22 protein-coding genes are annotated in these 24755 nt (G+C 62.7%); 6 read left to right on the top strand and 16 right to left on the bottom strand.

All coding sequences use genetic code 11. From position 1 onward, the window contains the following. Positions 1-16 precede the first annotated feature (16 nt). From B5477_RS14570 to B5477_RS14560, 3 genes are read right to left on the bottom strand one after another with little or no spacing between them, the layout of a single operon-like run. Positions 17-1267, bottom strand: a complete 1251-nt coding sequence (locus tag B5477_RS14570; RefSeq protein ID WP_079700360.1) for a TPM domain-containing protein — start codon at positions 1265-1267, stop codon at positions 17-19. 38 nt (positions 1268-1305) lie between these two features. Further along, positions 1306-2220 carry a dihydroorotate dehydrogenase gene (locus B5477_RS14565; protein ID WP_079700359.1) on the bottom strand — a complete coding sequence of 305 codons (915 nt, stop codon included), beginning with the start codon at positions 2218-2220 and terminating at the stop codon, positions 1306-1308. Between the two features lie 13 nt (positions 2221-2233). Beyond that, positions 2234-3001 carry a dihydroorotate dehydrogenase electron transfer subunit gene (locus tag B5477_RS14560; protein WP_079700358.1) on the bottom strand — a complete coding sequence of 256 codons (768 nt, stop codon included), beginning with the start codon at positions 2999-3001 and terminating at the stop codon, positions 2234-2236. A gap of 182 nt (positions 3002-3183) precedes the next feature. Here B5477_RS14560 and B5477_RS14555 point away from each other — a divergent pair, with 182 nt between their 5' ends. Then, positions 3184-3711, top strand: coding sequence for a QueT transporter family protein (locus tag B5477_RS14555; protein WP_079700357.1), 528 nt, complete (start codon positions 3184-3186; stop codon positions 3709-3711). A 468-nt stretch (positions 3712-4179) separates the two neighbouring features. Here B5477_RS14555 and B5477_RS14550 read toward each other — a convergent pair whose 3' ends face one another. Genes B5477_RS14550 through B5477_RS14540 form a run of 3 tightly spaced genes read right to left on the bottom strand, consistent with a single transcriptional unit; the run spans position 4180 to position 7337 of the window. Beyond that, positions 4180-5355, bottom strand: a complete 1176-nt coding sequence (locus B5477_RS14550) for a SpoIIE family protein phosphatase (protein ID WP_079700356.1) — start codon at positions 5353-5355, stop codon at positions 4180-4182. After that, positions 5352-7067 carry a [Fe-Fe] hydrogenase large subunit C-terminal domain-containing protein gene (locus B5477_RS14545; protein ID WP_079700355.1) on the bottom strand — a complete coding sequence of 572 codons (1716 nt, stop codon included), beginning with the start codon at positions 7065-7067 and terminating at the stop codon, positions 5352-5354. The genes B5477_RS14550 and B5477_RS14545 overlap by 4 nt, the downstream gene beginning before the upstream one ends. After that, positions 7068-7337: a (2Fe-2S) ferredoxin domain-containing protein gene (locus B5477_RS14540; protein ID WP_079700354.1), complete on the bottom strand. Its 270-nt coding sequence runs from the start codon at positions 7335-7337 to the stop codon at positions 7068-7070. 610 nt (positions 7338-7947) lie between these two features. On the opposite strand from B5477_RS14540, the gene B5477_RS14535 reads away from it, so the two are divergent. Beyond that, on the top strand, positions 7948-8220 hold the full coding sequence (locus B5477_RS14535) for a thioredoxin domain-containing protein (RefSeq protein WP_079700353.1): 273 nt from the start codon (positions 7948-7950) through the stop codon (positions 8218-8220). A 36-nt stretch (positions 8221-8256) separates the two neighbouring features. Further along, positions 8257-9771, top strand: a complete 1515-nt coding sequence (locus tag B5477_RS14530) for a 4Fe-4S dicluster domain-containing protein (protein ID WP_079700352.1) — start codon at positions 8257-8259, stop codon at positions 9769-9771. Positions 9772-10177: 406 nt separating this feature from the next. Here B5477_RS14530 and argF read toward each other — a convergent pair whose 3' ends face one another. From argF to B5477_RS14485, 9 genes are all read right to left on the bottom strand, one after another. Beyond that, entirely contained in the window at positions 10178-11110 is a 933-nt protein-coding gene (argF, locus tag B5477_RS14525) for an ornithine carbamoyltransferase (RefSeq protein WP_079700351.1), read from the bottom strand. A 15-nt stretch (positions 11111-11125) separates the two neighbouring features. Further along, a complete protein-coding gene (locus B5477_RS14520; RefSeq protein ID WP_079700350.1) occupies positions 11126-11872 on the bottom strand; it encodes an amino acid kinase family protein in 747 nt (248 codons plus the stop codon). Positions 11873-11891: 19 nt separating this feature from the next. Then, positions 11892-13061 (bottom strand): aspartate aminotransferase family protein, encoded by a 1170-nt coding sequence (locus B5477_RS14515; RefSeq protein WP_079700349.1) that lies wholly within the window; start codon positions 13059-13061, stop codon positions 11892-11894. A 16-nt stretch (positions 13062-13077) separates the two neighbouring features. Next, on the bottom strand, positions 13078-13935 hold the full coding sequence (gene argB, locus B5477_RS14510) for an acetylglutamate kinase (RefSeq protein ID WP_079700348.1): 858 nt from the start codon (positions 13933-13935) through the stop codon (positions 13078-13080). 47 nt (positions 13936-13982) lie between these two features. Further along, complete coding sequence (gene argJ, locus B5477_RS14505) at positions 13983-15209, bottom strand: bifunctional glutamate N-acetyltransferase/amino-acid acetyltransferase ArgJ (RefSeq protein ID WP_079700347.1); 1227 nt, start codon at positions 15207-15209, stop codon at positions 13983-13985. Positions 15210-15224: 15 nt separating this feature from the next. Beyond that, positions 15225-16259, bottom strand: coding sequence for an N-acetyl-gamma-glutamyl-phosphate reductase (argC, locus tag B5477_RS14500; protein ID WP_079700346.1), 1035 nt, complete (start codon positions 16257-16259; stop codon positions 15225-15227). Continuing rightward, positions 16253-17635, bottom strand: coding sequence for an argininosuccinate lyase (argH, locus tag B5477_RS14495; RefSeq protein ID WP_079700345.1), 1383 nt, complete (start codon positions 17633-17635; stop codon positions 16253-16255). Before argH ends, argC begins: the two co-directional genes overlap by 7 nt. A gap of 76 nt (positions 17636-17711) precedes the next feature. Beyond that, entirely contained in the window at positions 17712-18938 is a 1227-nt protein-coding gene (locus B5477_RS14490) for an argininosuccinate synthase (protein WP_079700344.1), read from the bottom strand. 172 nt (positions 18939-19110) lie between these two features. Continuing rightward, on the bottom strand, positions 19111-19794 hold the full coding sequence (locus B5477_RS14485; protein WP_079700343.1) for an HAD family hydrolase: 684 nt from the start codon (positions 19792-19794) through the stop codon (positions 19111-19113). Positions 19795-19996: 202 nt separating this feature from the next. Between B5477_RS14485 and B5477_RS14480 the strand changes: the two genes are divergently transcribed. After that, positions 19997-21274 (top strand): adenylosuccinate synthase, encoded by a 1278-nt coding sequence (locus B5477_RS14480; protein ID WP_079700342.1) that lies wholly within the window; start codon positions 19997-19999, stop codon positions 21272-21274. Between the two features lie 272 nt (positions 21275-21546). On the opposite strand, the gene B5477_RS15135 is transcribed toward B5477_RS14480, so the two are convergent. Then, the gene (locus tag B5477_RS15135; RefSeq protein WP_159449078.1) at positions 21547-21720 is read right to left on the bottom strand and encodes a hypothetical protein; all 174 of its coding nucleotides are present in this window, start codon (positions 21718-21720) and stop codon (positions 21547-21549) included. A gap of 145 nt (positions 21721-21865) precedes the next feature. Here B5477_RS15135 and B5477_RS14475 point away from each other — a divergent pair, with 145 nt between their 5' ends. Beyond that, positions 21866-22057, top strand: coding sequence for a hypothetical protein (locus B5477_RS14475; RefSeq protein ID WP_079700341.1), 192 nt, complete (start codon positions 21866-21868; stop codon positions 22055-22057). 368 nt (positions 22058-22425) lie between these two features. Further along, positions 22426-24663: a heavy metal translocating P-type ATPase gene (locus B5477_RS14470; protein WP_079700340.1), complete on the top strand. Its 2238-nt coding sequence runs from the start codon at positions 22426-22428 to the stop codon at positions 24661-24663. Positions 24664-24755: the final 92 nt, after the last annotated feature.

Genomic DNA, 24755 nt, shown 5'->3' with positions numbered 1-24755 from the left:
TCCAAAAATGTGGTTTTTAAAAGCCGCGCGACGAGCCGCCGCCTCCGGAACTGCCCCCGCCGCCCGAACTCCTGCTCGAGCTCGAAGACCCGGACGAGCCGCCCCACGAGCCGCCTCCCCGGGAGGAGCGGGACGATCCCTTACAGACCTCTTTAAAATACTTGCGGATCCCGCCCGCCTTGATAATCCTGATCACCGTAATCACGGGCGGAAGGACAAATATCAGGCCGAAAACAAACGGAATAATCATACAGAGCAGATTGCTAAGTGACCAGTCCTTCGGCGCCTCGGGCAGCACCTCCACCCCGTCCGGCGGGGCGTAATCCCAGAAGGTGAGCAGGTCGGCCAAAGCCGTATCATAGACCGCCAGGAAGGTTTCGGCGGGCGTCTGCCCCTCGGGCGCTTTTTCCAGGCGCTGCTCGATAATATAGTCTGCCCGGCCGGCGCTGAGCATATGATAATCGATCACCTCGCCCATGGCCATCCCGCAATCGTTCTGCGCGGGGGAGTAAAAGAGGATCATGCTCTCCCCGTTCCCGCCGGCCTCCCGCGAGATCTTCTGCTCCTCATACAGCGCGTCGGCGCATTCCTGCGCGCTCTTCGAGCCGGTCTCGTCCGAGATCACGCAGGCGATCCTGATCCCGGTGTGGTCGTAGAGCGCCCCGCTGTAAGCGAGGACGTGCTCGCGCACCTCCCCGCTCAGGAGCTGCGCCTGGTCCAGCAGAAAGTCCTCGTCCCCATAGTAGCGCGGCTCCTCCGGCTCCGGCGGCGCGAAATCCTGGAGCCCCGCGCTCTGCGGCGGCTCAACCTCATATTCCCGGTAAACCTCGGCCAGCAGCGCCCGGTAAAGGGAATAGACGCCTCCGTCGAAGTCGTCCTCCCGCAGGGAGGGGACGGCATATTCGTCCATCAGCCGGCCGGTCTTCGCGTCGTTGAGCGCGCCCTCCAGCCCGTAGCCGACCTCGACCTTGATCTGGCGCTCGTTAGGCGCGAGCAGGATCAGCAGACCGTTGTTTTCTTCCTTATCCCCAATTCCCCAATCGTTGAACAGGTCGTTTGCATACTGCTCGACCGTCTCCCCCTCCAGCGAGGGGACGCTGACCACCGCGATCTGCGCGCCCGAGCAGGATTCCTGCAGCAGCTTCCCCTGCTCGACGTAGTACTCCTCATGCTCGGCGGAAAAGACGTCGGCAAAGTCGCCGGCATAAAACTCTCCGGGCGGCTTTTCGAGCGCCGAAACGCTCACCAGCAGACAGGAAAGCAGCATGACACAGCCCGTTAACAGGGCGCCCCCCCGGCGCACGGTTAAGACCAGGGCTGCACGGTGCCGACGATTTCCCCTACGTCCGCAATCCCGTGCCCGCTAAGCCAGCTTTCCATTCCCTCGATGATCTTGACCGGGGCCATCGGGTCCGAAAACATCGCCGCGCCGACCTGCACGGCACTGGCCCCCGCCATCATCATCTCGATGGCGTCCTTTGCACTCGCGATCCCGCCCATCCCGACGACCGGGACCTTGACGGCGTTTGCCACCTGCCAGACCATGCGCACTGCCACCGGGAAGACGGCGGGACCCGACAGCCCGCCGACGTTGTTATAGAGCACTGGGCGGCGGCGCTCGATATCGATGCGCATCCCAAGCAGGGTGTTGATCAGCGAGATCCCGTTTGCGCCCTCGCTCTCGACCGCCTTCGCGATCGATACGATGTCGGTCACATTGGGGGAGAGCTTGACCAGCAGCGGCTGCCGCGCATGCCGCTTGACCGCCCTCACCACCCCGGCGGCCCCCTCGCAGCTCACCCCGAAGGCCACCCCGCCCTCCTTGACGTTGGGGCAGGAGATGTTGAGCTCGAGCAGGTCGACTTCGCTGTCCGCCAGTCGGGAGGCGATCTCGCAGTAATCCTCCACCGTGCTGCCCGCGATGTTGGCAATCAGCACGGTATCCTTGGTTTTGAGATAGGGGAGGTCGTCCCGCAAAAACGCGTCCACCCCGGGGTTTTGCAGCCCGACGCTGTTGAGCATCCCGGCGGGCGTCTCCGCAATGCGGGGCGGGGGATTGCCCAGCCGCTTCTTTGCGGTCATCCCCTTGAGCGAAATCCCGCCCAGGCGGGAAATGTCGTAAAAGCCCTCGTATTCCCGGCCGAATCCGAAGCAGCCGGAGGCCGTGATCACCGGGTTTTTCAAGGTCACCCCGGCAATATTCACCGAAAGGTTCGCCACTTCTGTTCCCCTCCTATTCAAAGACGACGCTCTGCGCCTCGAAGACCGGCCCGTCCTTGCAGACGTGGGCGTAGTTTTCCTGCCCGTCCTCTGCACGGGTCTTGCAGGCGCAGACGAGGCAGGCCCCGACGCCACAGCCCATGCGCTCCTCGAGCGAGAGCTGGCAGCGCACCGGATACCGCGCGCACAGCTCCTGGATGCCCTTCAGCATGGGCTTCGGCCCACAGGCGTAGACGATCTGCGGGCAAAACCCCTGCAGCGCCGCCTCCAGCGCGGGGAGCACCGTCCCCCGCACGCCCCAGCTCCCGTCGTCGGTGCAGACGACGGTGCCGCAGGCCGAGGCGAAGTCTTGGTCGAGGATGACGTTCTTGACGCTGCGGAAGCCTAAAATCGCCTGGCAGCGCTCGCCGTAGTGCCGTGCCACCTCGAGCAGCGGCGGGGTGCCGATCCCGCCGCCGACCACCACGGCGCGCGCGCCCGGGTCGAGCAGCTCAAAGCCGTGCCCGAGCGGGCCGAGGATGTCCATCCGATCCCCGGCCGCGAGGTGGGAGAGCTCCCTCGTCCCCTCGCCCCGCACCTCGAACACCAGACGCAATTCACCCGTCCCGCGGTCCAGCGCGCAGATCGAAATCGGCCGGCGCAGCGAACGCTCCCCGCAGCGGATATGTACGAACTGGCCCGGGGAGGCTTCTGCCACCAGCTCGGGGCAATGGATTTTATAATCGAACACCCCGGGGATAGGCTCCTGCCGGGAGACGATTTCAAATTCCCTGCAAATCAATTTTGACCCTCCTGAAAATCTCTTCGGTTGTTTTTACAGTATACCATACTTTTACAGTCCTGTCATCGGCACTTGCAAAGAAGCCCCGGATCGGGTATGATGTCCTTCGCGGGAAAATCCCATCTTCCCGCAGTCAGTCGAAACCTCCTGACTTAAAACAATACTAGGAAGGAAGAACACAAATGACAAGAAGCAAGACCAAGGCGATGGTGATCGCCTCCCTGATCGCGGCGTTCTACACCGCGCTGACCCTGGCGCTCGCGCCCATCAGCTACGGGCCGGTGCAGATGCGCCTGTCCGAGGCGCTGACCATCCTGCCCGCCTATTCCCCCACCGGGATCGTGGGAGTGACGCTCGGGTGTGCCGTCGCCAACCTCGTCGGGTTCCTGACAGGAGCCAACATCCTGGGGGCGCTGGACATCCTCTTCGGCACCCTGGCCACCCTGGTCGCGGCCATGCTCAGCTGGCTGCTGCGCAGGGTCCGCTTTCGGGGGCTGCCCATCCTGGCGCCGCTTCCGCCGGTGCTCATCAACGCGGCCGTCATCGGGGCGGAACTATATGTGGTGATGGGCGCGGGCAAAAACCTGGCCGTTTTCTGGACCCAAGCGCTGCTGGTCGGGCTCGGGCAGCTCGTGCCCTGCTATCTGCTGGGGCTGCTGCTCTTTTACACGCTCTCCCGCACCGGGCTCGACAAAAAGCTGTTTGATTAAGTTGCATTTAAAATGGGAGAAACCCCCTTGGGTTTCTCCCCTCGGGCCTCCAGTGGAGGCCCGATTCCCCTCTTCCGGGCTTTTGAACGAGCAGGACCTTGGAGACGCTGTCTCCAAACCTCTGCCAAAGGGTGCATGGCACCCTTTGGAAACCCTTGATAAAAGAAGCCGCCCGTCGGGAGCACGCATAAAAAGTTTACAGGCAGCAGATTCCATCTGCTGCCTGTAAACTTATAAAGGACGCACCCTTCTGAAATCACACATATGGAAGGATTGGAAGCACAGCTTTCAATCCTTTGAGAGGGGTGCAGCGCCAGCCTCCGCGCTGAAGAAAACAGGCGCGCCCCTTCCGGGAGCACTCATATGGAAGTATTGAAAGCTCTGCTTTCAATACTTTGAGAAGGGCGCAGCGTCAACCCGCGCCTTGAAGAAAAAGGAGTGCGCCCTTTGAGCGGGTGGCTTCTCTTTTTAGAAATATTCCACATCCACGCGTTTTCCCGTTTTCTCAAGCTCGGCGGCCAGCTCCTTGATCAAATTGAGCTTTAGCCCCAGCGAGACCGGCATGCCGGGATTCTGGTGCGCCGGGTTGAGCGCGCGGCCCACCAGGAAGTGCACCTCGGTGCTCTCCTCGAGCAGCACCCGGGCCAGCAGGGTGGCGCCGTCCTTCTTATTGAGGGTGAAGGTGTCCAGCGAGGCCTCATCCTTGCTGTCGGTCAGGTTCTTGATCAGCTCCAGCGCCTTGCCGATGGTGAGCACCCCCTCGGTCACCAGGTCCACCCCGGCGATCTTGGCGGTGGGGGGGATGGCGGGGTTCTCGTAGTCGATGGATACCTGCACCTCCCGGCCCGTCACCTTCGAGACGATCTGCGAGGTGGTGCCCCCGCAGACCACCTTGACCCCCTTGGAGTACATCAGCTTGTGGACCACCGTCTCGTCGAGGTCGGCGTTCATCGGCGGGCCGACCATCACGGTCGCCGGCCGGCTGGGCTTCAGGCGCAGGCAGCAGGCGGTCGAGTCGTCCCCCGGCTGTTCCATATACAGGGTGTTGACCGCCGAGAGGAGCTTGCGGGTGAGCATAAGGGGCGAAATGTCGGGGGTGATGTTCTCCTTGACATACCCCACGATGTTGTCGTACTGCCACCCGAGGTCGAGCAGCCGCCCGACCCCCGCGTGGACCACCCCGTCCGAGAAGGTGACCAGCATGTCGCCCTCCCCGGCCTGAAAGCGGCTGACATAGATCGTCTTGCCGTCCATCTCCAGGGTCTCGCGCGGGATGTCGCAGACCTTGTTGTCCTTAAAGTATACGCAAAGGGGATTGTCGAACTCGGCGATATAGACCCACCCGTCGTTCTTCACCTTGACGATGGTGAAGGTGGAATAGGCCACCCCCCGCTCGGAGCAGACCGGCAGGGTGCTGGCCATGGTCTCCACCACATCCCCCAGCTTGCCGCCCTCGGAAAACATGGTGGAGATGATCTTGCTGGTCATGGTGGAGAGGATATTCGCCTTCACCCCGCTGCCCAGTCCGTCGGCGAGCACCGCCATGGTATAGTCCTCGCCGCGCACGATCTCCACCTTGTCCCCGCACAGCTCCTCGCCGTAGTGGTTGAGGCTCTCCCAATAGGCGTCTACAAACAGGTTCATCGCGATTCCTCCGATTGGGCCTCGGTCATCGAGCGCTTGAGGTTGGTCAGCGCGACCTTGGTCTCGGCGGTCGTCTCGCCGAGGAGGCTTGCGATCTCCTGCGCCACGCGCATCTGCTTGTCGATGACCTTCTGCGCGGTTTCGACGGTGTGGTGGCGCATCTCCTCGAGCTTCTGCGCCTGGTGCTGCTGCTCGGAGATGTCCTTGACAAAGGCCAGGTACATGCGGTGCTCCTTTATGTAGACGATCGACTTTTCCACGCTGCGCCCGAGCTCGTCGAGATAGACCTTCTTTTCGATCGGCCGCTCGCTCTCTCGCGCCTGCTCGAAGCCGTCCTCGCCGTAGAAGGCGGCCATGAAGGTGCCCAGCACGTCGGCGCGCTTGACGCCGTAGATCTCCTCGGCGCGCGGGTTGAGCTCGATGACGTTCATCTCCTCGTCAAAGGCGATGATCGCGTTGGGGCTGTGCTCGATGACCATACTCGAAATATTCTCGGCGCGCTGGCGCAGGTAGGGCATGCACATGCTGACGTCGGCCTTGCCGCGCAGCACCGCAATCGCCTTGTCCCGGCAGGTGGGATAGCCGCAGGAGGAGCAGTTGAGCTCGTCCTCGGGCCCGAACTTGCCGATACTTTCCAGCACCCGGCGGATATCCTCCTCGCTGATTTCCTCGTATTGGGGCGCGCGGTTCTGGAAGACCCGCGGATAGGTGCTCTGCATTTCGGCGCTGCCCGCCACATGGCGGTCCTGCGCCTGATCCCGCTCGGTGAGCAGCGCCTCGCAGAGGGTGGCGTTGCGGTGATGCATGCGCAGCAGCGGGCCGCCCATGCAGCCGCCCGGGCAGAGGTTCATTTCGATAAAGAGCCCCTCGGGCTGCTCATCCCGGATCGAATCGAGCAGGGCGATACACTTCTCCGGCCCGTCCACCGCGATGGGCGTATACCCCGCGGTATCCTCGGGCGCCATCGTTTTTAAAATCCCGGTCGGCTTCGGATAAAGCCGCGCCACCGGGCTTTTGACGCCCACGGCTTCGGGGTCCTCCTCGCCGAGCTCGATTCCTTCCTCCTCGAGCCAGCGCCCGAGCGCCTCGAAGGTCAAAGCAAAGTTGACCATCCCGCCCGCGAGCGGGTCGTCCGACTCCTCCATCTTGGAGAGGCAGGGCCCGGCGAAGACCACCTTGATGTCCCCGTAGCTCTCCCGCATGAGCTTGGCGTGCGCCATCATCGGCGAGGAGACCGGGGCGAGGAGCTTGATGAGCTCCGGGTAGTGCCGCTCGACGAGCATCACGGCCGACGGGCAGGCGGTGGCGATAATGTTTTTCATCTGCCCCTGGCGCATGAGTTCGCCATAGCTGCGCGAGCACTCGGCCGCGCCGATGGCGGTCTCCTCCACCCCGCAAAAGCCGAGACGCTTGAGGGCGGCCGACACGGCGGAAAAGCTCTTGCCGCGAAACCAGCTCACCCAGGAGGGGGCCAGCGAAAGGTAGACCGGCTTGTCGCCGCCCACCAGCTGCCTCACCTGCGAAAGGTCGTCGCGCAGGATCCTGGCGTTCTGCGGGCAGCACTCGACGCACCTGCCGCACAGCACGCACTCGCCCGGGATGACCTGGGCCTTGTTGTCCTTGAATTCGATCGCCTTGACCGGGCACTCCCGGATGCATTTATAACAGCTCTGGCAATTTTTCGTGTTGAGCTTGATAATACTGCTGCTCATTTACGCGTCCTCCCCGTCGTTTTTCTTGGCCAGCGGGTAGATGTGCTGGTAAAACACATCCTGCGCGTTGGCAAAGCCCACATTCTGCACCGGCTCGCCGTTCACCGTGATCGAAATCCCCTGAAGGCACTGCCCCATGCAGAAGGAGGCCTTGAGCGCCACCTCGTCCTTCAGATCGTTTTTCTTGATCAGCTCCTCAAAGGTCTTGATCACCTGATAAGACCCCTTCATATGGCAGGAACTGCCCACGCACACCTTTACCTCCACCATTTGTCCGGTCCCTCCTGAACATGATTGTTAATAGTTTCACATTCTATTCCCATTGTACCGCATCCTTCGCCGCAGCGCAAGCCTTGGGGCGGACTTTTTGCAGGAAATCTTTCAAATTTTTCCCTTTTCCGGCCCGGCGCTTTGCGGCCGCGGCATAAACCTTACCCGGCTGTCCAAACTACCGGGGCGGCATACCTTTGGCCCCAGTATAACGGAAAGAAGGCGTGAAGGCAACCGGAGCTTTTCAATACCGAGAAAAAACCAGAAATGGACGGGATTTCATTTGACAGGCCCGCCGGGCTTTTAGTATAATAAGGTTAACAATACGGTGCGCAGCCAACCGGTGCATAAGGGGCGCTTTTCCCGGTATTTTACACGGGGAGGGGCCTTGACTTTGTATGGGGCCGGGGATATAATAGGAACTGATTGTTAAATAAATAACAACCTTCCGATCAGCTCCTGCCGCCAGGGACCGGGCGGCCACAAATCAAGCAGAGGGGCAAAGTTTGAAAGCTTGGTCTTTTAAACTTATGGTTTTTGCGCCTGGACGACGCCCGCCATTTCCTCCTTGCCGGCGGCGCAAATTCCCGAGAAAGGAATGGTCATAAGCATGAAAAAGGTTAACGTCGAGGTCTGCGTCTGCACACAGTGCGTGCTCAACGGGGCCATGCACATCATCGAGTCGATCGAGAGCCTCAAGAAGCTCAAGGTCCAGCTCAGGCTCAACACCCAGGTCAACATCACGACCTGCACCAACCTCGTCGAGGGCACCCATCCGGATATTTCCCCGGTGGTGCGGATCAACGGCGACCTGATCGAGAACGCCGACAGCGAAACGGTCATGGAGAGGATTATTGCAATGGGGCTCCCGGCAAAGAGCTGAGGGCCGGCTATTTTTTGTAGAAATGGGGTTTCATAGTTGAAAGGCATTTATACTCCCGTAACCAAGATCCGCCGCCAGATCTTCCAGGAGATCGCAAAGCTGGCGTTCGAGGGCGGAGACTATTCCCGCATCGAGGATATCCCCTATAAGATTATCCCGGGCGAGATCGCGACCTATCGCGACAGCGTCTTCAAGGAGCGGGCCATCGTCGGCGAACGGCTGCGCCTGGCCTGCGGGCTGGACGTGCGCCCCGCGGACAAGCATGCGCCCATCTCCCAGGGGATCGAGGAGAGCGCCATCGACGAGCTGGTCTACGAGCCGCCGCTGGTCAACGTGATCCCCTTCGCGTGCGAGGCCTGCCCGCCCAAGCAGTACTACGTCACCGACAACTGCCGCGGGTGCCTCGCGCACCCCTGTGTGAGCGTCTGCCCGGTCAAGGCGGTGTCTCTCAAGGACGGCAAGAGCCACATCGACAAGGACAAATGTATCAAATGCGGGCGCTGCGCGGAAAGCTGCCCCTACAACGCGATTGTTAAATTCGAGCGCCCCTGCGCCGCCTCCTGCGGGGTGGACGCCATCGAAAGCGACTACCTCGGACGGGCCAAGATCAACTACGACAAGTGCGTTTCCTGTGGACAGTGCCTGGTCAACTGCCCCTTCTCCGCCATTGCGGACAAGTCCCAGATTTTCCAGCTGGTCCACGCCCTCAAGGAGGGGAAGGAAATTATTGCCGAGATCGCGCCCTCCTTCGTCGGGCAGTTCGGCCCGCTCGCCACGCCCCAGCGGGTGAAGGACGCGCTCATCCAGCTCGGCTTTTCGGACGTCTATGAGGTGGCCATCGGCGCTGACCTCGGCGCGATCGCCGAGGCGGAGCACTACGTGCACGGGCTTTCCGAGGAGCAGCCCTTCATGGCGACCTCCTGCTGCCCGTCCTGGTCGGTGATGGCCAAGAAGTTTTTCCCCGAGATTGCGCACTGCGTCTCGACCGAGCTGACCCCGATGGTCGCCACTGCCCGGATCATCAAGAAGGAGCACCCGAACGCGCGGGTGGTCTTCATCGGGCCCTGCGCCTCCAAGAAGCTGGAGGCCCTGCGCCGCACGGTGCGCAGCGACGTGGACTTCGTCATCACCTACGAGGAGCTGATGGGCATCTTCGCCGCCAAGGAGATCGACTTCGGCCAGATCGAGGACGCGCCCGAGATGGAGGACGCTACCGGCGGCGGGCGCGGCTACGGCGTTGCCGGCGGGGTCGCCGGCGCGATCGAGGCGGTCATCCGCGAGCGCTACCCGGACGTCGAGGTCAAGATCGACCGGGCCGAGGGGCTCTTTGACTGCCGCAAGATGCTCACCCTCGCCAAGGCGGGCAAGCGCAAGGGCTACATCCTCGAGGGGATGGCCTGCCCGGGCGGATGCATCGGCGGCGCAGGCACCATCGAGCCGATCAAGAAGGCTGCCGCCGCGGTCAAGAAGTTTGCGGACGAGGCCGAGCACCATGTTGCGACGGGGAGCGACTATATCGGCGAGCTGCCCGAGGAGCACGAGCATAAATAGAATAGATGATTTAAGGGCCCGGGGAAGTTCCCCGGGCCCTTTTTGTTTCCTGAAATGGCGGCTTTGCCGCCATGGGGAAACCCCTTGATAGGGTTTCCCCACGTGCCAACGTTCCACTGGAACGTCGTCACTCCCCTTCCTGATCTGGGGGAGGATTCCGTCACGGCGATTGTAGCAAACCGGAAAAGGCCGCGGGCTCTGCCCGCACCCGCCAAAGGACTTAGCCCTTTGGAAACCAGAAATTAAACCGAAAGGGAGCCCAACACCTTAAAAGGCGTCTGAAGAAACGACTGAGCTTTTCGAAACGAAAAGCTTTTTCCCAGCCCGTGAGGCGCACCGCTCGCAAAGCGAGCCTGCATTTTTGGTCGGGCGCCAAGGAGGCGTCGCCCCCTTGGATTCCTAAATCTTACAGCTTATACTTGTTCTCGTTCTTCTGCCCCATTAGCTTGACCATAACCGCCTTCTGGGCGTGCAGGCGGTTTTCCGCCTCCTCAAAAATCTCGCTGGCGTGCGCCTCGAACACCTTGGCGCTGATCTCCTCCTCCCGGTGTGCGGGCAGGCAGTGCAGCACCATCGTACCCGGCGCGGCGGCTGCAACCATCTCGTCATTGATCTGCCAGCCGGCGAAGGCCTTTCTGCGCTTTTCGGCCTCGCCCTCCTGGCCCATCGAGGCCCAGACGTCGGTCACCAGCACGTCGGCCCCGGCCGCCGCCCGCAGCACCTGGTCGGTCAGCAGGAAGCGCTCCCCATACCCCGCCGCGAAATCGAGCACCGCCTTGTCCGGCTCGTAGCCCTTCGGGCAGGCGGCCGCCATCGACATGCCGGTCTTGAGCGCGCCCACGATCAGGGAATTGCACATGTTGTTCCCGTCCCCGACGTAGCACATCTTGAGCCCCTTGAGGCCGCCCCGAAACTCCCGGATGGTCATCAGGTCGGCCAGCACCTGGCAGGGGTGGCAGAAGTCGGTCAGCCCGTTGATGATCGGGATCGAGCCGTGCTGCGCCAGGCTCTCCACCTCGGACTGCGCGAAGGTGCGGATCATGATCCCGTCGAGGTACCGCGAGAGGACCCGGGCGGTGTCCTGCACCGCCTCGCCCCGCCCGATCTGCATATCGTTGGCGCTCAGAAAGAGCGCCTTGCCGCCGAGCTGGTACATCCCCACCTCGAACGAGACCCGCGTGCGGGTCGAGGCCTTCTGGAAGATCATTCCCAGCGACTTGCCCGCCAGGATGGGGTGCGGGATGTCGTGGTGGTGCTCATATTTGAGCTGGTCGGCGATCGAGAGCAGCTCTTCGATCTCCTCGCCGCTGAGGTCCAGCAGCTTTAAAAGATGTTTCATGACGATACCCTCCAATCAGTAAAGCATGGTGCCGATGCCCTCGTCCGAGAACATCTCGATCAGGATGGAATGGGGGATCCGCCCGTCGATGATGAAGGTTTTCTTCACCCCGCGGCGCACCGCCTCCACGCAGTACTCCACCTTGGAGCGCATGCCATCCGTCACCGTGCCCGAGCGCAGCAGCGAAGGCACCGCGCTGACCTGAATGGCCGAGATGAGGGAGCTCTCGTCCGTTTTGTCTTTGAGCACCCCGCGCGCCTGGGAGAGCATGATCAGGTTCTCGGCGTGCAGGCAGCTGGCCACCGCCGAGGCCGCCGCATCCGGGTTGAGCGCGCAGGCGCCGCCGTCCGCGCCGCGGCCCACCGCGGCCACCACCGGGATATACCCGCTCCCGATGAGATCGAGAAGGATGGACGGGTCGATCCTGGCCACCCGGCCCTCCTCTCCGTTTTGCTCGACCTGGATCATCCCGCCGTCGATTCCGCAAAGGCCGATGGCCCGGCCGCCCTGGGCTTGCAGGCTCGCCACCAGGCTCTTGTTGTCCTGACCCATCGTCTCGGGCAGGCTGGCCCCGCCGTGCACCAGCACCGCGTGGATTCCGACAGCACCGAGCAGCACGATGTCGCTCATCACCGCCTCGTACACCCCGCCCTGCTGCAGTGCCGGGTCGTACTGGATGACCACCGTCTTGTCAAAATACTTCTGCATGTAGGGCAGCGCCTGGGTCAGCACCAGCGCCTTGTCCGCATTGGATAAATTCATAACCGTTCCTCCATTCTCATTAAAACCCGGCGATCACGTCGCACAGGATATCGCTCGCTCTCGTCAGTTCCCCGCCGGTGATGACCAGCGGCGGCAGCAGGCGCAGCCGCTCGTGCGCCGTCAGGGGGATCACGCCCTTGGCGATCGCGGCCTTGACCACCTCGGCGGGGGAAATCCCCTCCCGCAGCGCCACCCCCAGCATGAGGCCGCGGCCGCTGACCTCCCGGACGTTCGGAGTCGCCAGGAGCCGGCCTCGCAGGTAGTCGCCCTTTTTCTCCACTTCCGCGAGAAACCCGTCATCCAGCCGGCGCAGCACCTCGCAGGCGCCCGCGCAGACGGCGGGGTTCCCGCCGAAGGTGCTGCCGTGGTCCCCGGCTTGAAGCGTCCCGGCGGCGCGCTCCCCGAAGAGCGCCGCCCCGATGGGCAGCCCCCCGCCAAGGCCCTTGGCCAAGGTCACAATGTCGGGGCGCACGCCGCTGTGCTCGCAGCCCAGCAGCTTACCCGTGCGCCCGATCCCGGTCTGCACCTCGTCGGCGATCAGCAGGATGTCCTGCTCCCTGCACACTGCGGCGAGTTTTTGCAGGTAGCCGTGGTCCAGCTCGACCACCCCGCCCTCGCCCTGGATGGGCTCGAACAGCAGCGCGCAGACGTCGCCGCGCAGCGCCGCCAGCGTGCCGGCGAGGTCGTTGGCCGGCGCATAGCGGAACCCTTCGGGGAAGGGGTCAAAATACCGGTGGAACGCGTCCTGCCCGGTGGCCGACAGGGTCGCCATGGTCCGCCCATGGAAGGAGTTTTGCAGCGTCACGATGACGTGCCGTCCCGCACCGTAGCGCGTGAAGCTGTATTTGCGCGCGGCCTTGATCGCGCACTCGTTGGCCTCGGCCCCGGAGTTGCAGAAGAAGGCCTTTTCCTGTCCCGTGCGCGTGCAGAGCTCCTCGGCGAGCCGTGCGCAGGGGGCGGTGTAGTAGAGATTGGAGGTGTGTGCGAGCTTTTTCAGCTGCCCGGTGACCGCCTGGAGCCACCCCTCGTCGGCGTGGCCGAGGGCGTTCACCCCAATCCCGCTGCCAAGGTCGATGTACTCCCTGCCGTTTTCGTCCCAGACCAAGGCCCCCTTGCCGTGATCCAGCAGCAGGTCCTGCCGGGCGTAGGTGTTTTCCACATACTGCCGGTCAAGCTGTTTATCATCCATCCTTCACCACTCCTTTTCAGTGGAACAGGGTGCCGATCCCCTTGTCGGAGAAGAGCTCGATCAAAATCGAATGGGGGATCCGCCCGTCGATGATGACGGTGTGCCCCACCCCCTCGCGCACCGCCGTAGCGCAGCATTCGCACTTGGGGATCATGCCCCCACTGACGATTCCCTGTTCGATGAGCGCGGGCAGGCTTGCAATCCCGACATCCGCGATCAGGGTGCTCTCATCCCCGGGATTTTTCAGCAGCCCCCGCACGTCGGTCATCAGGATCAGGTTCTCCGCTCCCAGGCTCCCGGCCAGGGCCGCTGCCGCGGTGTCGGCGTTGATGTTATAGACGTTCCCCTCCCGGTCGGTCCCCACGGTGGCGATCACCGGGATGTAACCGCTGTGCAGCGCATCCTCCACCACGGCGGTGTTGACCGCCGCGATCTCCCCGACGAAGCCGAGGTCGGTATCCGACTGCTTTTTCCGCGCCTCGAAGAGGCCGCCGTCCATCCCGCAGAGCCCCACCGCGCGGCCCCCGTGCCGCCCGATGGCGGCGACCAGGTCCTTACTGAGCTTTCCGGCCAGCACCATCTGGGCGACCTCGGCGGTCTCCCGGTCGGTGTAGCGCAGCCCGCCCACAAAGCGGGATTCCTTGCCCATTCTTTGCAGGGTCGCGGTGATCTCGGGCCCGCCGCCGTGCACCAGCACCACCCGCACCCCGACGGCGGCGAGCAGCACGGCGTCGCACATCACGGCGCTTTTCAGCTCCTCGTCGATCATCGCGTTCCCGCCGTATTTGATGACCACGGTCTTGCCGTCGTATTTCTGGATATAGGGCAGCGCCTGGGTCAGCACCCGCGCCATATCCGCATTGGAAAGCTCCATCACAATCCCATCCCTATCTATGGCGTGAAAGGGTCCTTTCACGCTCCTTAAGTCCGGTAGTCCCCGTTGATCTTCACATAGTCATAGCTCAGATCACACCCGTAGGCGGTGGCGGCGGCGCCGCCCTCTCCCATCTCGATTTCGACGGTGACCTCGTCCTCCTTGAGGACCGCCAGCGCCTCGTCCTCCGAGAAGGGCAGACCCGCGCCGTTTTGGCAGACTTGTACCCGCCCCGCCCTGGAGGCGAGCCAGACGGCGATATGCTCCACCGAAAACTCGGCGTCGGTATAGCCGATGGCGCAGAGAATCCTGCCCCAGTTGGCGTCGCACCCGAAGACGGCACACTTGAAGAGGGTGGACTTGACGACCGATTTGGCGATTTTTTTGGCGGTCTCCCCGCCGTTTGCCCCGCGCACCGTGCAGGTGAGCAGCTTGGTCGCCCCCTCGCCGTCCTTGGCGATCTGGCGGCAGAGCGCGGTGTTGAGCGCGTGCAGCGCCGCGCAGAAGGCGTCAAAGTCGTCCCCCTCGGCGGTGATTGGCGCGTTGCCCGCCGCGCCGTTTGCCAGCAGCGTCACCATATCGTTGGTCGAGGTGTCCCCGTCTATGCTCACCATGTTGTAGGTGTCCTGCACGCTGCCGAGCAGCGCCTTCTGCAGCAACCCGGGGGAGATGGCCGCGTCGGTGGTCAGGAAGGCGAGCATGGTGCAAAGGTCTGGCTCGATCATCCCGCTGCCCTTGCACATCCCGCCCAGATGGCAGGTTTTGCCCCCGAGGGTGAATTCCACCGCTGCCTCTTTCGGGTGGGTGTCGGTGGTCATGATGGCCTGCGCCGCCTCATTGGCGGCGCTCTCCCCGGCGCAAAGGCTCCGCGCCAGCCCCGGCAGGGCCGCCTCGATCGGTCTAATTGGCAGCGGCTGCCCGATCACCCCGGTGGAGGCGACGATCACGTCGTCCTCCGGGATATGCAGCGCCGCAGCCGCGGCTTTGCACATCGCGTTTGCCTTCTCGACCCCGTCGGCGTTGCAGGTGTTGGCGTTGCCGCTGTTGCAGACCACCGCGCGGGCAAAGCCGTTTTGCAGGTGCCGGCGGGTCACGGTGATCGGCGCGCCGAAGACCTTGTTGCGGGTATAGCAGGCGGCGGCCGCGCAGGGGAGATCGCTACAGAGCAGCATGAGGTCCCGCTTGCTGGCGTTTTTGCGTATCCCGCAGTGGACCCCCGCGGCCTGAAACCCCAAGGCGGCACAGACGCCGCCGGGTATCATTTTGATTTCCATGTCCGTCTCCTCCTATCAGATTGCGGGCGGCACGAACAGCAGCCCCGCAGTCTCGTCGAGCCCCAGCGCGATGTTCATGTTCTGCACCGCCTGGCCCGCCGCGCCCTTGACCATGTTGTCGATGGCGGACACGACGATCAGCCGGCCGGTGTGCGCGTCCAGATGCAGCGAGATATCGCAATAGTTCGAGCAGCACACGTTTCGCAGATTGGAAACCTCCCCCTCGGGCAGCACCCGCACGAAGGGGGCGGACTCGTAGAAATCGAGGTACCGCTGCCGCACCTCGGGCAGGGAGGCCCAGCCCTTTAATTTCGCATAGATGGTCGAGACGATCCCGCGGCTGACGGGCAGCAGGTGGGGCACAAAGGTCACCGCCACCGGCTCCCCGGCAAGGATGGATAGGGTCTGCTCGATCTCGGGGGTGTGCCGGTGGCAGGCCACCTTGTAAGGGGCGAAGCCCTCGTTGCACTCGCAAAAGTGGGTGGTCTGGCTGAGCCCCCGCCCGGCGCCGGTGGCGCCGGACTTCGCGTCGATGATCAGGTCTTCGCTCCCGATCAACCCGCCTTTCAGCGCCGGGGCCAGCCCCAGCGCCACGCTGGTGGGATAGCAGCCGGGATTCCCGAGCAGTCTCGCCCCCTCGATCTCCTCCCGGAACAGCTCGGGCAGGGCATAGACCGCCTGTCCATGGAGCTCCGGGTCCTCATACTTCTTTTGGTACCAGCTCTCGTAGGTATCCGGGTCGTGCAGCCGAAAGTCGGCCCCCAGGTCGATAAAGAGCGCGCCCGCCTGCAGGCATTTCCTGGCAATCGGCTCGCTGAGACCGGCGGGGAGGGAGGCGAAGACCACGTCTGCCCCGTCGATCGCCTCGTCCTCGCTCACCAGCTTTTGGTCGCACAGCCCGCGCAGGGCGGGATACACCTCGCTGACCGCCTTCCCCGTAAAGCTGACTGAGGAGAGCCGATGGATATTTGCCTGCGGGTGGGTGAGCAGGATCCGGCAGAGCTCGACCCCGGCGTAGCCGGTCGCCCCGATGACGGATGCCTTTAGCATCTCTCTTCCTCCAGCTGGGCCTTGATCCAGTCGAGCTGATGCTCGACCTGCTCCCTGGCCGGGCCCCCGAGCACCTTACGCCCGTTGACGCAGTTCATCAGATCAATCGCCTCGTAGACCCCCTCCTCGAAGAGCGGATGCATGGCCTGATACTCCTCGAGGCTCAACGTCTCGAGGGTCTTGCCCTGCTCAATGCAGGACGCGACCAGCTGTCCGGTCACCTTGTAGGCGTCCCTAAAGGGGAGGCCCCGTTTCACCAGATAGTCGGCGCAGTCGGTGGCGTTGATGAAGCCCTTCGCCGCGGCGGCGCGCATGTTGTCGCCCAGCACTGTCATGGTTTCCACCATCGGGGTGAAGGCCGCCAGCGCCATCTTCACGGTGTCCAGCGCGTCGAAGACGGCCTCCTTGTCCTCCTGCATGTCCTTGTTGTAGGCGAGCGCTGTGCCCTTTAACATGGTCAGCAGGGTGATCAGGTCCCCGAAGACCCGCCCGGTCTTGCCGCGCACCAGCTCGGCGATGTCCGGGTTCTTTTTCTGGGGCATGATGGACGAGCCGGTGGCGAAGCGGTCGCTCAGCTCGACGAATTTAAACTCCCACGAGCACCAGAGGATGATCTCCTCGCAGCAGCGGGAGAGATGGGTCATGATCAGCGAGATGGCGCAGCAGAGCTCCACGCAGTAGTCCCGGTCGGACACCCCGTCCAAAGAGTTCATCATCGGGCCGCGAAAGCCCAGCAGCTCGGCGGTGCGCTCCCGGTCGATCGGGTAGGTGGTCCCGGCCAGCGCCCCGCACCCGAGCGGGCAAACATTCATCCGCTCCCCGGCGTCGCGCAGCCGCCCGAGGTCGCGCAGGAGCATCTGCGCCCAGGCCAGGAGGTGGTGCGCGAAGGTGACCGGCTGCGCGCGCTGCAGGTGGGTGTAGCCGGGCAGGATGGTGTCGAGGTTCTCCCCGGCCTTTTTGCAGAGCACCCCGATGAGCTCACGCAGCTGCCCCTCCAGGGCCGTGATCTCGTCGCGCAGATAGAGGCGCAGGTCCACCGCCACCTGGTCGTTGCGGCTGCGCGCGGTGTGCAGCCGCTTGCCCGCGTCGCCGATCCGCGCGGTGAGCTCGGCCTCGATGAACATGTGGATGTCCTCGGCCTCGGGGTCGAACGGCAGCTTTCCGCTCTCGATGTCATGAAGGATCCCCTCGAGCCCCTCAATGATCGCCTCGCTGTCCTCCTTTGCAATCACCCCGCACTCGGCGAGCATGGTCGCGTGGGCGATCGACCCGCCGATGTCCTGCCGGTACATCCGGCAGTCGAACGAGATGGAGGAATTGAAGTCGTCCAGCCTCTTGTCCGACTGCTCCGAAAACCTGCCTGCCCATAGCTTCATTGGTGTTCCCTCCGTTTAAGAAAGGCGTCGGGCCGCATCTGCATGCGGCCCGACAGCCGGGTTTTGATCGTTTCCCTTATTTGCCGCGCTTCTCATCGAGCAGCGCCTTGACCTTGATGGGCAGCCCGAACAGGTTGATGAAGCCCTGGGAATCCATCTGGTCGTAGACGTTGTCCTCGCCGAAGGTCGCGACCTCCTCCGAATAGAGGGAGTAGGGCGAGGTCATCCCCGCGCCGATGATGTTGCCCTTGTAGAGCTTGAGCTTGACGTCGCCCGTCACCGTCTTCTGGGTGCTCTCCACGAAAGCGGACAGCGCCTCCCGCAGCGGGGTGTACCACTGGCCGTTGTAGACGATTTCGCTGAATTTCTGCGCCACCAGCGCCTTGTAGTGCTGAGTCTCCTTGTCCAAGCAGATCTCCTCGAGCATGCCGTGCGCGTGGTAGAGGATGGCGCCGCCCGGAGTCTCGTAGACGCCCCGGCTCTTCATCCCGACCAGGCGGTTTTCCACCATGTCGATGATCCCGATCCCGTTCTCGCCCCCGAGCTTATTGAGCGTTTTGATCAGCTCGACGCTGTCCAGCTCCTTGCCGTCGAGCGCGACCGGCACGCCCTTGACAAAGGTGAGTGTGACGTAGGTCGCCTTGTCCGGCGCCTTTTCGGGGGAGACGCCCATCTCCAGGATCATGTCGTAGTCCGGCTCGTTCTTGGGGTCCTCGAGGTCGAGCCCCTCGTGCGAGAGATGCCAGAGGTTCTTGTCCTTGGAGTAGTTGGTCTCCTTGGTCAGGGGAATCTCGATGTTATGCTTTTCGGCGTACTCGATCTCGTCCTCGCGGGACTTGAGCTCCCAGGTCCTCCAGGGCGCGATAATCCCCATTTCGGGCGCAAAGGCCTTGATGGCCAGCTCGAAGCGCACCTGGTCGTTCCCCTTGCCGGTGCAGCCGTGCGCGATGGCGTCCGCGCCCTCCTTCTTGGCGATCTCGACCAGCCTCTTGGCGATGATCGGACGCGCAAACGAGGTGCCCAGCAGGTACTTACCCTCGTAGACCGCCCCGGCCTGCATGGTCGGGATGATATACTCGTCCACGAACTCCTTGGTCAGGTCCTCGATATAGAGCTTGGACGCCCCGGTTTTCAGCGCGCGCTCCTCGAGCCCCGAGAGCTCCTTGCCCTGGCCGACGTCCCCGGCGACCGCAATGACCTCGCAGCCGTAGTTGTCCTTGAGCCACGGGATGATGACCGAGGTGTCCAGCCCCCCCGAATAGGCAAGGACTACCTTTTTATATTTCTTCTCGGTTTGATTCATAATGTTCTGCCTCCGCTTCTTCATTTCCATCTTCGTTATGAGCATAATTATACACCAGTTTTGCCAGAAATCAAGATATTTTTGAATATTTATTCACTAAATATGTAACTTTGTTCAACCTGAGCAAATCTTTTTTCCCGGGCGGTAAAAATGGTGTAAAATGAATAAAAATTCACTGCCTGCTTATAAACAGTCCCCGGTCCAGGTCGTCAAAGTCGCGCAGCAGCACATCCACCCCCGGGGTGGCCGCAAGCTCCGCGCGGCGCTCTTCGGGGGCGATGGCCGCGATCAGCCCGGCCCCGGCGCGCCGGGCGGACTCGATCCCCGAGAGGGCGTCCTCCACCACCACGCAGCGCCCCGGCGCCAGCCCCAGGCGCCGCATGGCCGCAAGATAGATGTCGGGCGCGGGCTTTCCGGGGCGGGTGCCGTCGTCGTAGACGATCTTTTTAAAATCGAACCAGCGGTCCAGCGAAAACTTTTCACGGTAGTAGTCGATGTTGGTTTTCTCGCAGGCGGTGGCGATGTTGCGGGGAATTCCCCGTTTCTTTAAAAAGTCGAGCAGGCGGGCCGCCCCGGGGGCGAGCACGGTATGCGCCGGATCCTGCTCGCAGAGGGCGCGGTAGACGCGCTCCTTCTCGAGCGAAAGCGCCTGCACCTCCTGCGCGCTCAGGCGTTCCCCGGCGAGGTAGCGGATGATCTCATCGTTGACCCGGCCCAGGACGTGTTCCTTCATTTCGCGGTCGGTAAACTCGCTGCCGCGCAGCTCCTTGGAAAAGCTCTTCCAGGCCTGCACATGCTTGGGGGAATCCCAAAAGAGGGTGCCGTTAAAATCGAAAACGATGCCGTCAAATTTCATGTCCTATCCTTCCTTCCTGCCAGTCGCCTTTACTATAGCACGGCCGCGCCCGGCGCACAAGCGTGCAGAAAAAATGCCAGCAGGCGACAAACTTGCCCCTGCCGGTTGAATCCGGCGGCATTGTTTGCTATAATACCCCTGTTGGGTTTCACGGTTTAGCATGTTAAAAACGGCGATTGAATATAGGAAATGAGGGTTTGCTGTGCCGACAAAAGTAGTGGTAGGCGTCCAGTGGGGCGACGAAGGCAAGGGGAAGGTCATCGACATCCTCGCATCCCGCGCGCAGGTGGTGGTCCGCTCGCAGGGCGGCAACAACGCGGGACATACGGTGGAAAGCGGCGGCGAGGTCTACAAGCTGCGCCTGATCCCGTCCGGGATCCTCTACCCCGAAACGCTCTGCCTGATCGGCTGCGGCGTGGTGGTGGACCCGAAGGTGATTTTAGGCGAGATCGACGGGCTGAAGGCCCGGGGGATCACCTGTGACAATCTGCGGATCGACCCGCGCGCGCACGTCATCATGCCCTGGCACATCGCGCTGGACGGCATGAGCGAGCGGGCGCTGGGCGGCAGCAAGATCGGCACCACGGGGTGCGGGATCGGCCCGTGCTACATGGAGAAGGCGGAGCGCACCTCGATTCGCATCTGCGACCTGATCGACCCCGTGCTGCTGGAAAAGAAGGCGCGCGCGTCGGGGGAGAATAAAAACGAGATCATCACGAGGGTCTACGGGCAGCCGCCGATCGACCTGGACGCGGTGATCGCCGAGTACGCCGAATACGGCAAGCGGCTGCGGCAGTATGTGGCGGACGTGTCGGTGCTGACCTACAACGCGATCAAGGCGGGCAAACAGGTGCTGTTCGAGGGCGCGCAGGGCACGCTGCTGGACCTGGACTTTGGGACCTATCCGTTCGTGACCAGCTCGAACCCGGTGGCGGGCGGCGTCTGCACGGGCAGCGGGATTGGCCCGACCTGCATCGAAGAGGTGATCGGGGTGTGCAAGGCGTACACCACCCGGGTGGGCGAGGGCCCGTTCCCGACCGAGCTGTTCGATGAGACGGGCGACCTGATCCGGGAGCGGGGGCACGAGTTCGGCACAGTGACCAAGCGTCCGCGCCGGTGCGGCTGGTTCGACGCGGTAATCCTGCGCCATGCGGTGCGGGTAAACGGCCTGACCGGCCTCGCGCTCAACAAGCTGGACACGCTCAGCGGGATCGGCAGGCTCAAGGTCTGCTCGGCTTACAAGAAGCCGGACGGGAGCGTGCTAAACGACTTCCCGCCCTCGTTGGAGGAGCTGGCCGAGTGCACGCCGGTATACACCGAGATCGACGGGTTCGAGGGCGACCTTTCCGGCTGCCGCAGCTACGACGAGCTGCCGCAGGCATGCAAAGACTATGTGGAGACGCTGGAGCGCCTGTGCGACTGCCCGATCATTATGGTCGGAGTCGGCCCGGGCCGGGAGCAGAACCTGGAGCGGCGGTGAGCCACCGCCCCCTGGACGCGAAAGATTGAATTTGCAGGTCGGCAATGCTCAGCCCGCATCCTGAACGCGAGCATGGTAAAGAACAAATAAAAAACGCGGTGGATTTCTCCACCGCGTTTTTCTGTTGCGCGCAAAACGGAGTTCCAAGAGGGCGACGTCCTCTTGGCGGGGAGTTTGAGGGCGAGGAGCCCTCATAAAAATGTAAAGGCGCGGGGAGGGGGAATCGGGCCTCCAGTGGAGGGCCGAGGGGGAACCCCCAAGAGGGGGTTCCCCTAAAAAGCCTGCTCCCCGGGAGCGTCCTGTTCCCCGGCGGAGATGGAATCCCCTGTGCGCGCGCAGGGGGATACCTCCTTTTCGATTTGGATGGAGCAACCCTTGAGCAGGGCCAAGAGCTCGAGCAGGACGGCGACGTAGGAGCCGTAGAGCCGAAAGGGGTTTCTTTTCATTCTGTCTTTTCTCCGCTTGCTTTCTAACAAGTTTGATCTGCATATTATTGACTTTTTACAGTAATACTAAATACTACTTAGTAAGAAATAGCAGGATATTTTAGCATTTTATGCTAGACTAAGTACGTAGAAAGGAGGACTGTTAATGAGCGTTGAAGGTCAAGCGTATGATAAAAGGCCCTTGAAAGCGAAGGTAAGCATTTCTTTAGACCAAGATATTATTTACGAGATAAAGAATTATGCTGTGAATGGCAGAACGAGCTTTTCCGAGTATATTAATAAAGTCTTCTGGGAGCATATACAAGCGAGAAACGAAGAAGAGAAAAAGAACCAGTAGGCCGCCGAGAGTGTTCGGCGGCTTTTTTTGCGGCTTTGCCGCATTGGGGAACCCCCTCTTGGGGTTTCCCCGTCCGACCTTCCACTGGAAGCTCGGCCTCCCCTCCCCGCGCTTCGCTGGTGCTAAAGAGTTTCACTCCCTGCGGGGAGCGCCCAGCAGGCTCCGCCCGCTGGACACCCGCCAAAGGGCCTTGGGCCCTTTGGAAACCCTCCCGTTCAAAGCGCGGGCTGCGCATTTGCACCTTGTAAAACTAGTTCTTTCGCGAATCGGGGGCGGCAGGCTGCCGCCTGTGAAAAGCTGGTATTCATATTCGGCCCCCCGTTTCACAAGCTAGTGTTAGTACATTTGTGAAATCGGGGGGAATTCTTATGCAGTCCATCACCATCCGTATAGGCGGAATGACCTGCGCCGCCTGTGCCGCCGGCATCGAACGCGCCCTGCGCAAAAACGAAGGCATCGCTTCCGCGCGCGTCAACCTCGCATCCGAAAGCGCGCAGATCGAATTCGACGAGCGTGCCCTCTCGCCCGCGCGCATCCGCGATATCATCTTAAAGGCCGGCTTCTCGGTCATCGAGCCGCAGCAGGCTTCCCCCGATCAGCTGCGCGAGCGAAAGCGCCGCGAGCTCAATACCGCCCGGGTCAAGCTCTGGTTCTGCGCCGCCTTCACCCTCCCGCTGCTCTACCTCGCCATGGCGCCCATGCTCCCCGTTTCCCTGCCTTTTCCCGGCTTCCTCGACCCGATGGCGCATCCCTTCGCCTTCGCCGTCACGCAGCTTCTGCTCTGCCTGCCGGTCCTGCTCGCCGGGTACCGCTTCTATACCGTCGGCTTCACCTCCCTTTTGAGGCTGCGGCCGAATATGGACTCCCTCATTGCCATCGGCACCAGCGCCGCCTTCCTCTATAGTATCTATTCCTTGGTGCGCATCTATGCGGGGGATCACATGGCAGCGCACCATGGGCTCTATTTTGAGTCCACCGCCACCATCATCACCCTGGTCATGCTCGGCAAGTTCCTGGAGCAGCGCTCCCGCAACCACACCGGCGACGCCATCCAGAAGCTGATGGGCCTCACCCCAAAAAACGGGCTCGTCGTGCGGGACGGGCAGGAGCAGCAGGTGCCCATCGAGCAGATCGTCCCGGGGGATGTGGTGATCGTCAAGCCCGGCGAGCGCATCCCGGTGGACGGCACCATCACCGAGGGGGAGGGCAGCGTGGACGAAAGCATGCTCACCGGCGAGAGCCTGCCGGTGGACAAGGCCGCCGGGGATAAGGTCGTGGGCGGCAGCGTCAATAAAAACGGGTACTTCCGCTTCGAGGCCACCCGGGTGGGCAAGGACACCGCCCTGAGCCAGATCATCCGCCTGGTCGAGGAGGCGCAGGGTTCCAAGGCGCCGATCGCCAAGCTCGCGGACATTATCTCCGGTTGGTTCGTGCCCGCCGTGCTGCTCATCGCCGTCCTCGCCGGAGCGGGTTGGTTCCTCGCCGGGCGGGATGTGGAGTTTTCGCTCACCATCTTCGTCTCGGTGCTGGTCATCGCCTGCCCCTGCGCCTTGGGGCTGGCGACCCCGACCGCGATCATGGTCGGTACCGGCAAGGGCGCGCAGAACGGAGTCCTCTTCAAAAACGCCGAGGCGCTCGAGGTCGCGCACAAGGTTCGCACCATTGTCTTCGATAAGACCGGCACCATCACCGAAGGAAAGCCGCAGGTAACCGACCTGTGGGCGGTTTCGGGGGACGAGCGGCGGCTGCTCGGTCTGGCCGCCAGCGCCGAGCAGGGCTCGGAGCACCCGCTGGGCGAAGCGATCCTCGCGCGCGCCAAAGAGGACGGGGTGCCGCTGCTGCCCATCACCGGCTTCCATTCCCTGACCGGCCGGGGGATCGAGGTACAGATCGAAGGGGAAACGGTGCTTTTAGGCAACCGCGCCCTGATGGAGGAACGGGAGATCTCACCCGCTCCCGCGCTGGAGCAGGCCGAGCGGCTGGCGGGGGAGGGCAAGACCCCGATGTTCCTCGCCGCCGGCGGCACGCTGCAAGGGCTGGTGGCGGTGGCGGACACCATCAAGGAACACAGCGCCCACACCGTGCGGGAGCTCCACCGCCTCGGGCTGCGCACCGCCATGCTGACGGGGGACAACCGGGCCACCGCAGCCGCGATCGCGAAAGCGGTGGGGATCCGCGAGGTCCTCTCCGAAGTGCTGCCCCACCAAAAGAGCGAGCAGGTGCGCCAGCTGATGGCGCAGGGTGACACCGTGGCCATGGTGGGCGACGGGATCAACGACGCGCCCGCGCTGGCGCAGGCGGACGTGGGAATCGCCATCGGCTCGGGCACCGACGTCGCCATCGAGTCGGCGGACATCGTGCTGGTGCGCAGCGACCTGCGGGACGTGCTCTACGCCATTAACCTCAGCCGGGCGACGATCCGCAACATCAAGCAGAACCTCTTCTGGGCCTTCTGTTACAACACCGTGGGGATCCCGGTGGCCGCCGGCGCGCTCTACCTCTTCGGCGGGCCGCTCATGAGCCCCATGCTCGCCGCCGCGGCGATGAGCCTCAGCTCGGTTTCGGTGGTGCTCAACGCCCTGCGGCTCGGCCGTTTTCGCTTATAAAAAAACAATTATGCAAAACCAACAAAAAAAAACATTTTCTCTATTCAAAACGAATCTTGAAAGTTTGCCATCCCCAAGAATATACTTAGGCT

The sequence above is a fragment of the Provencibacterium massiliense genome, assembly GCF_900169495.1.
GTDB classification, from domain to species: Bacteria; Bacillota; Clostridia; order Oscillospirales; family Ruminococcaceae; genus Harryflintia; species Harryflintia acetispora.
Note: the sequence above shows the minus strand (reverse complement) of the source record. Positions and strands in the feature narration are given on the sequence as shown.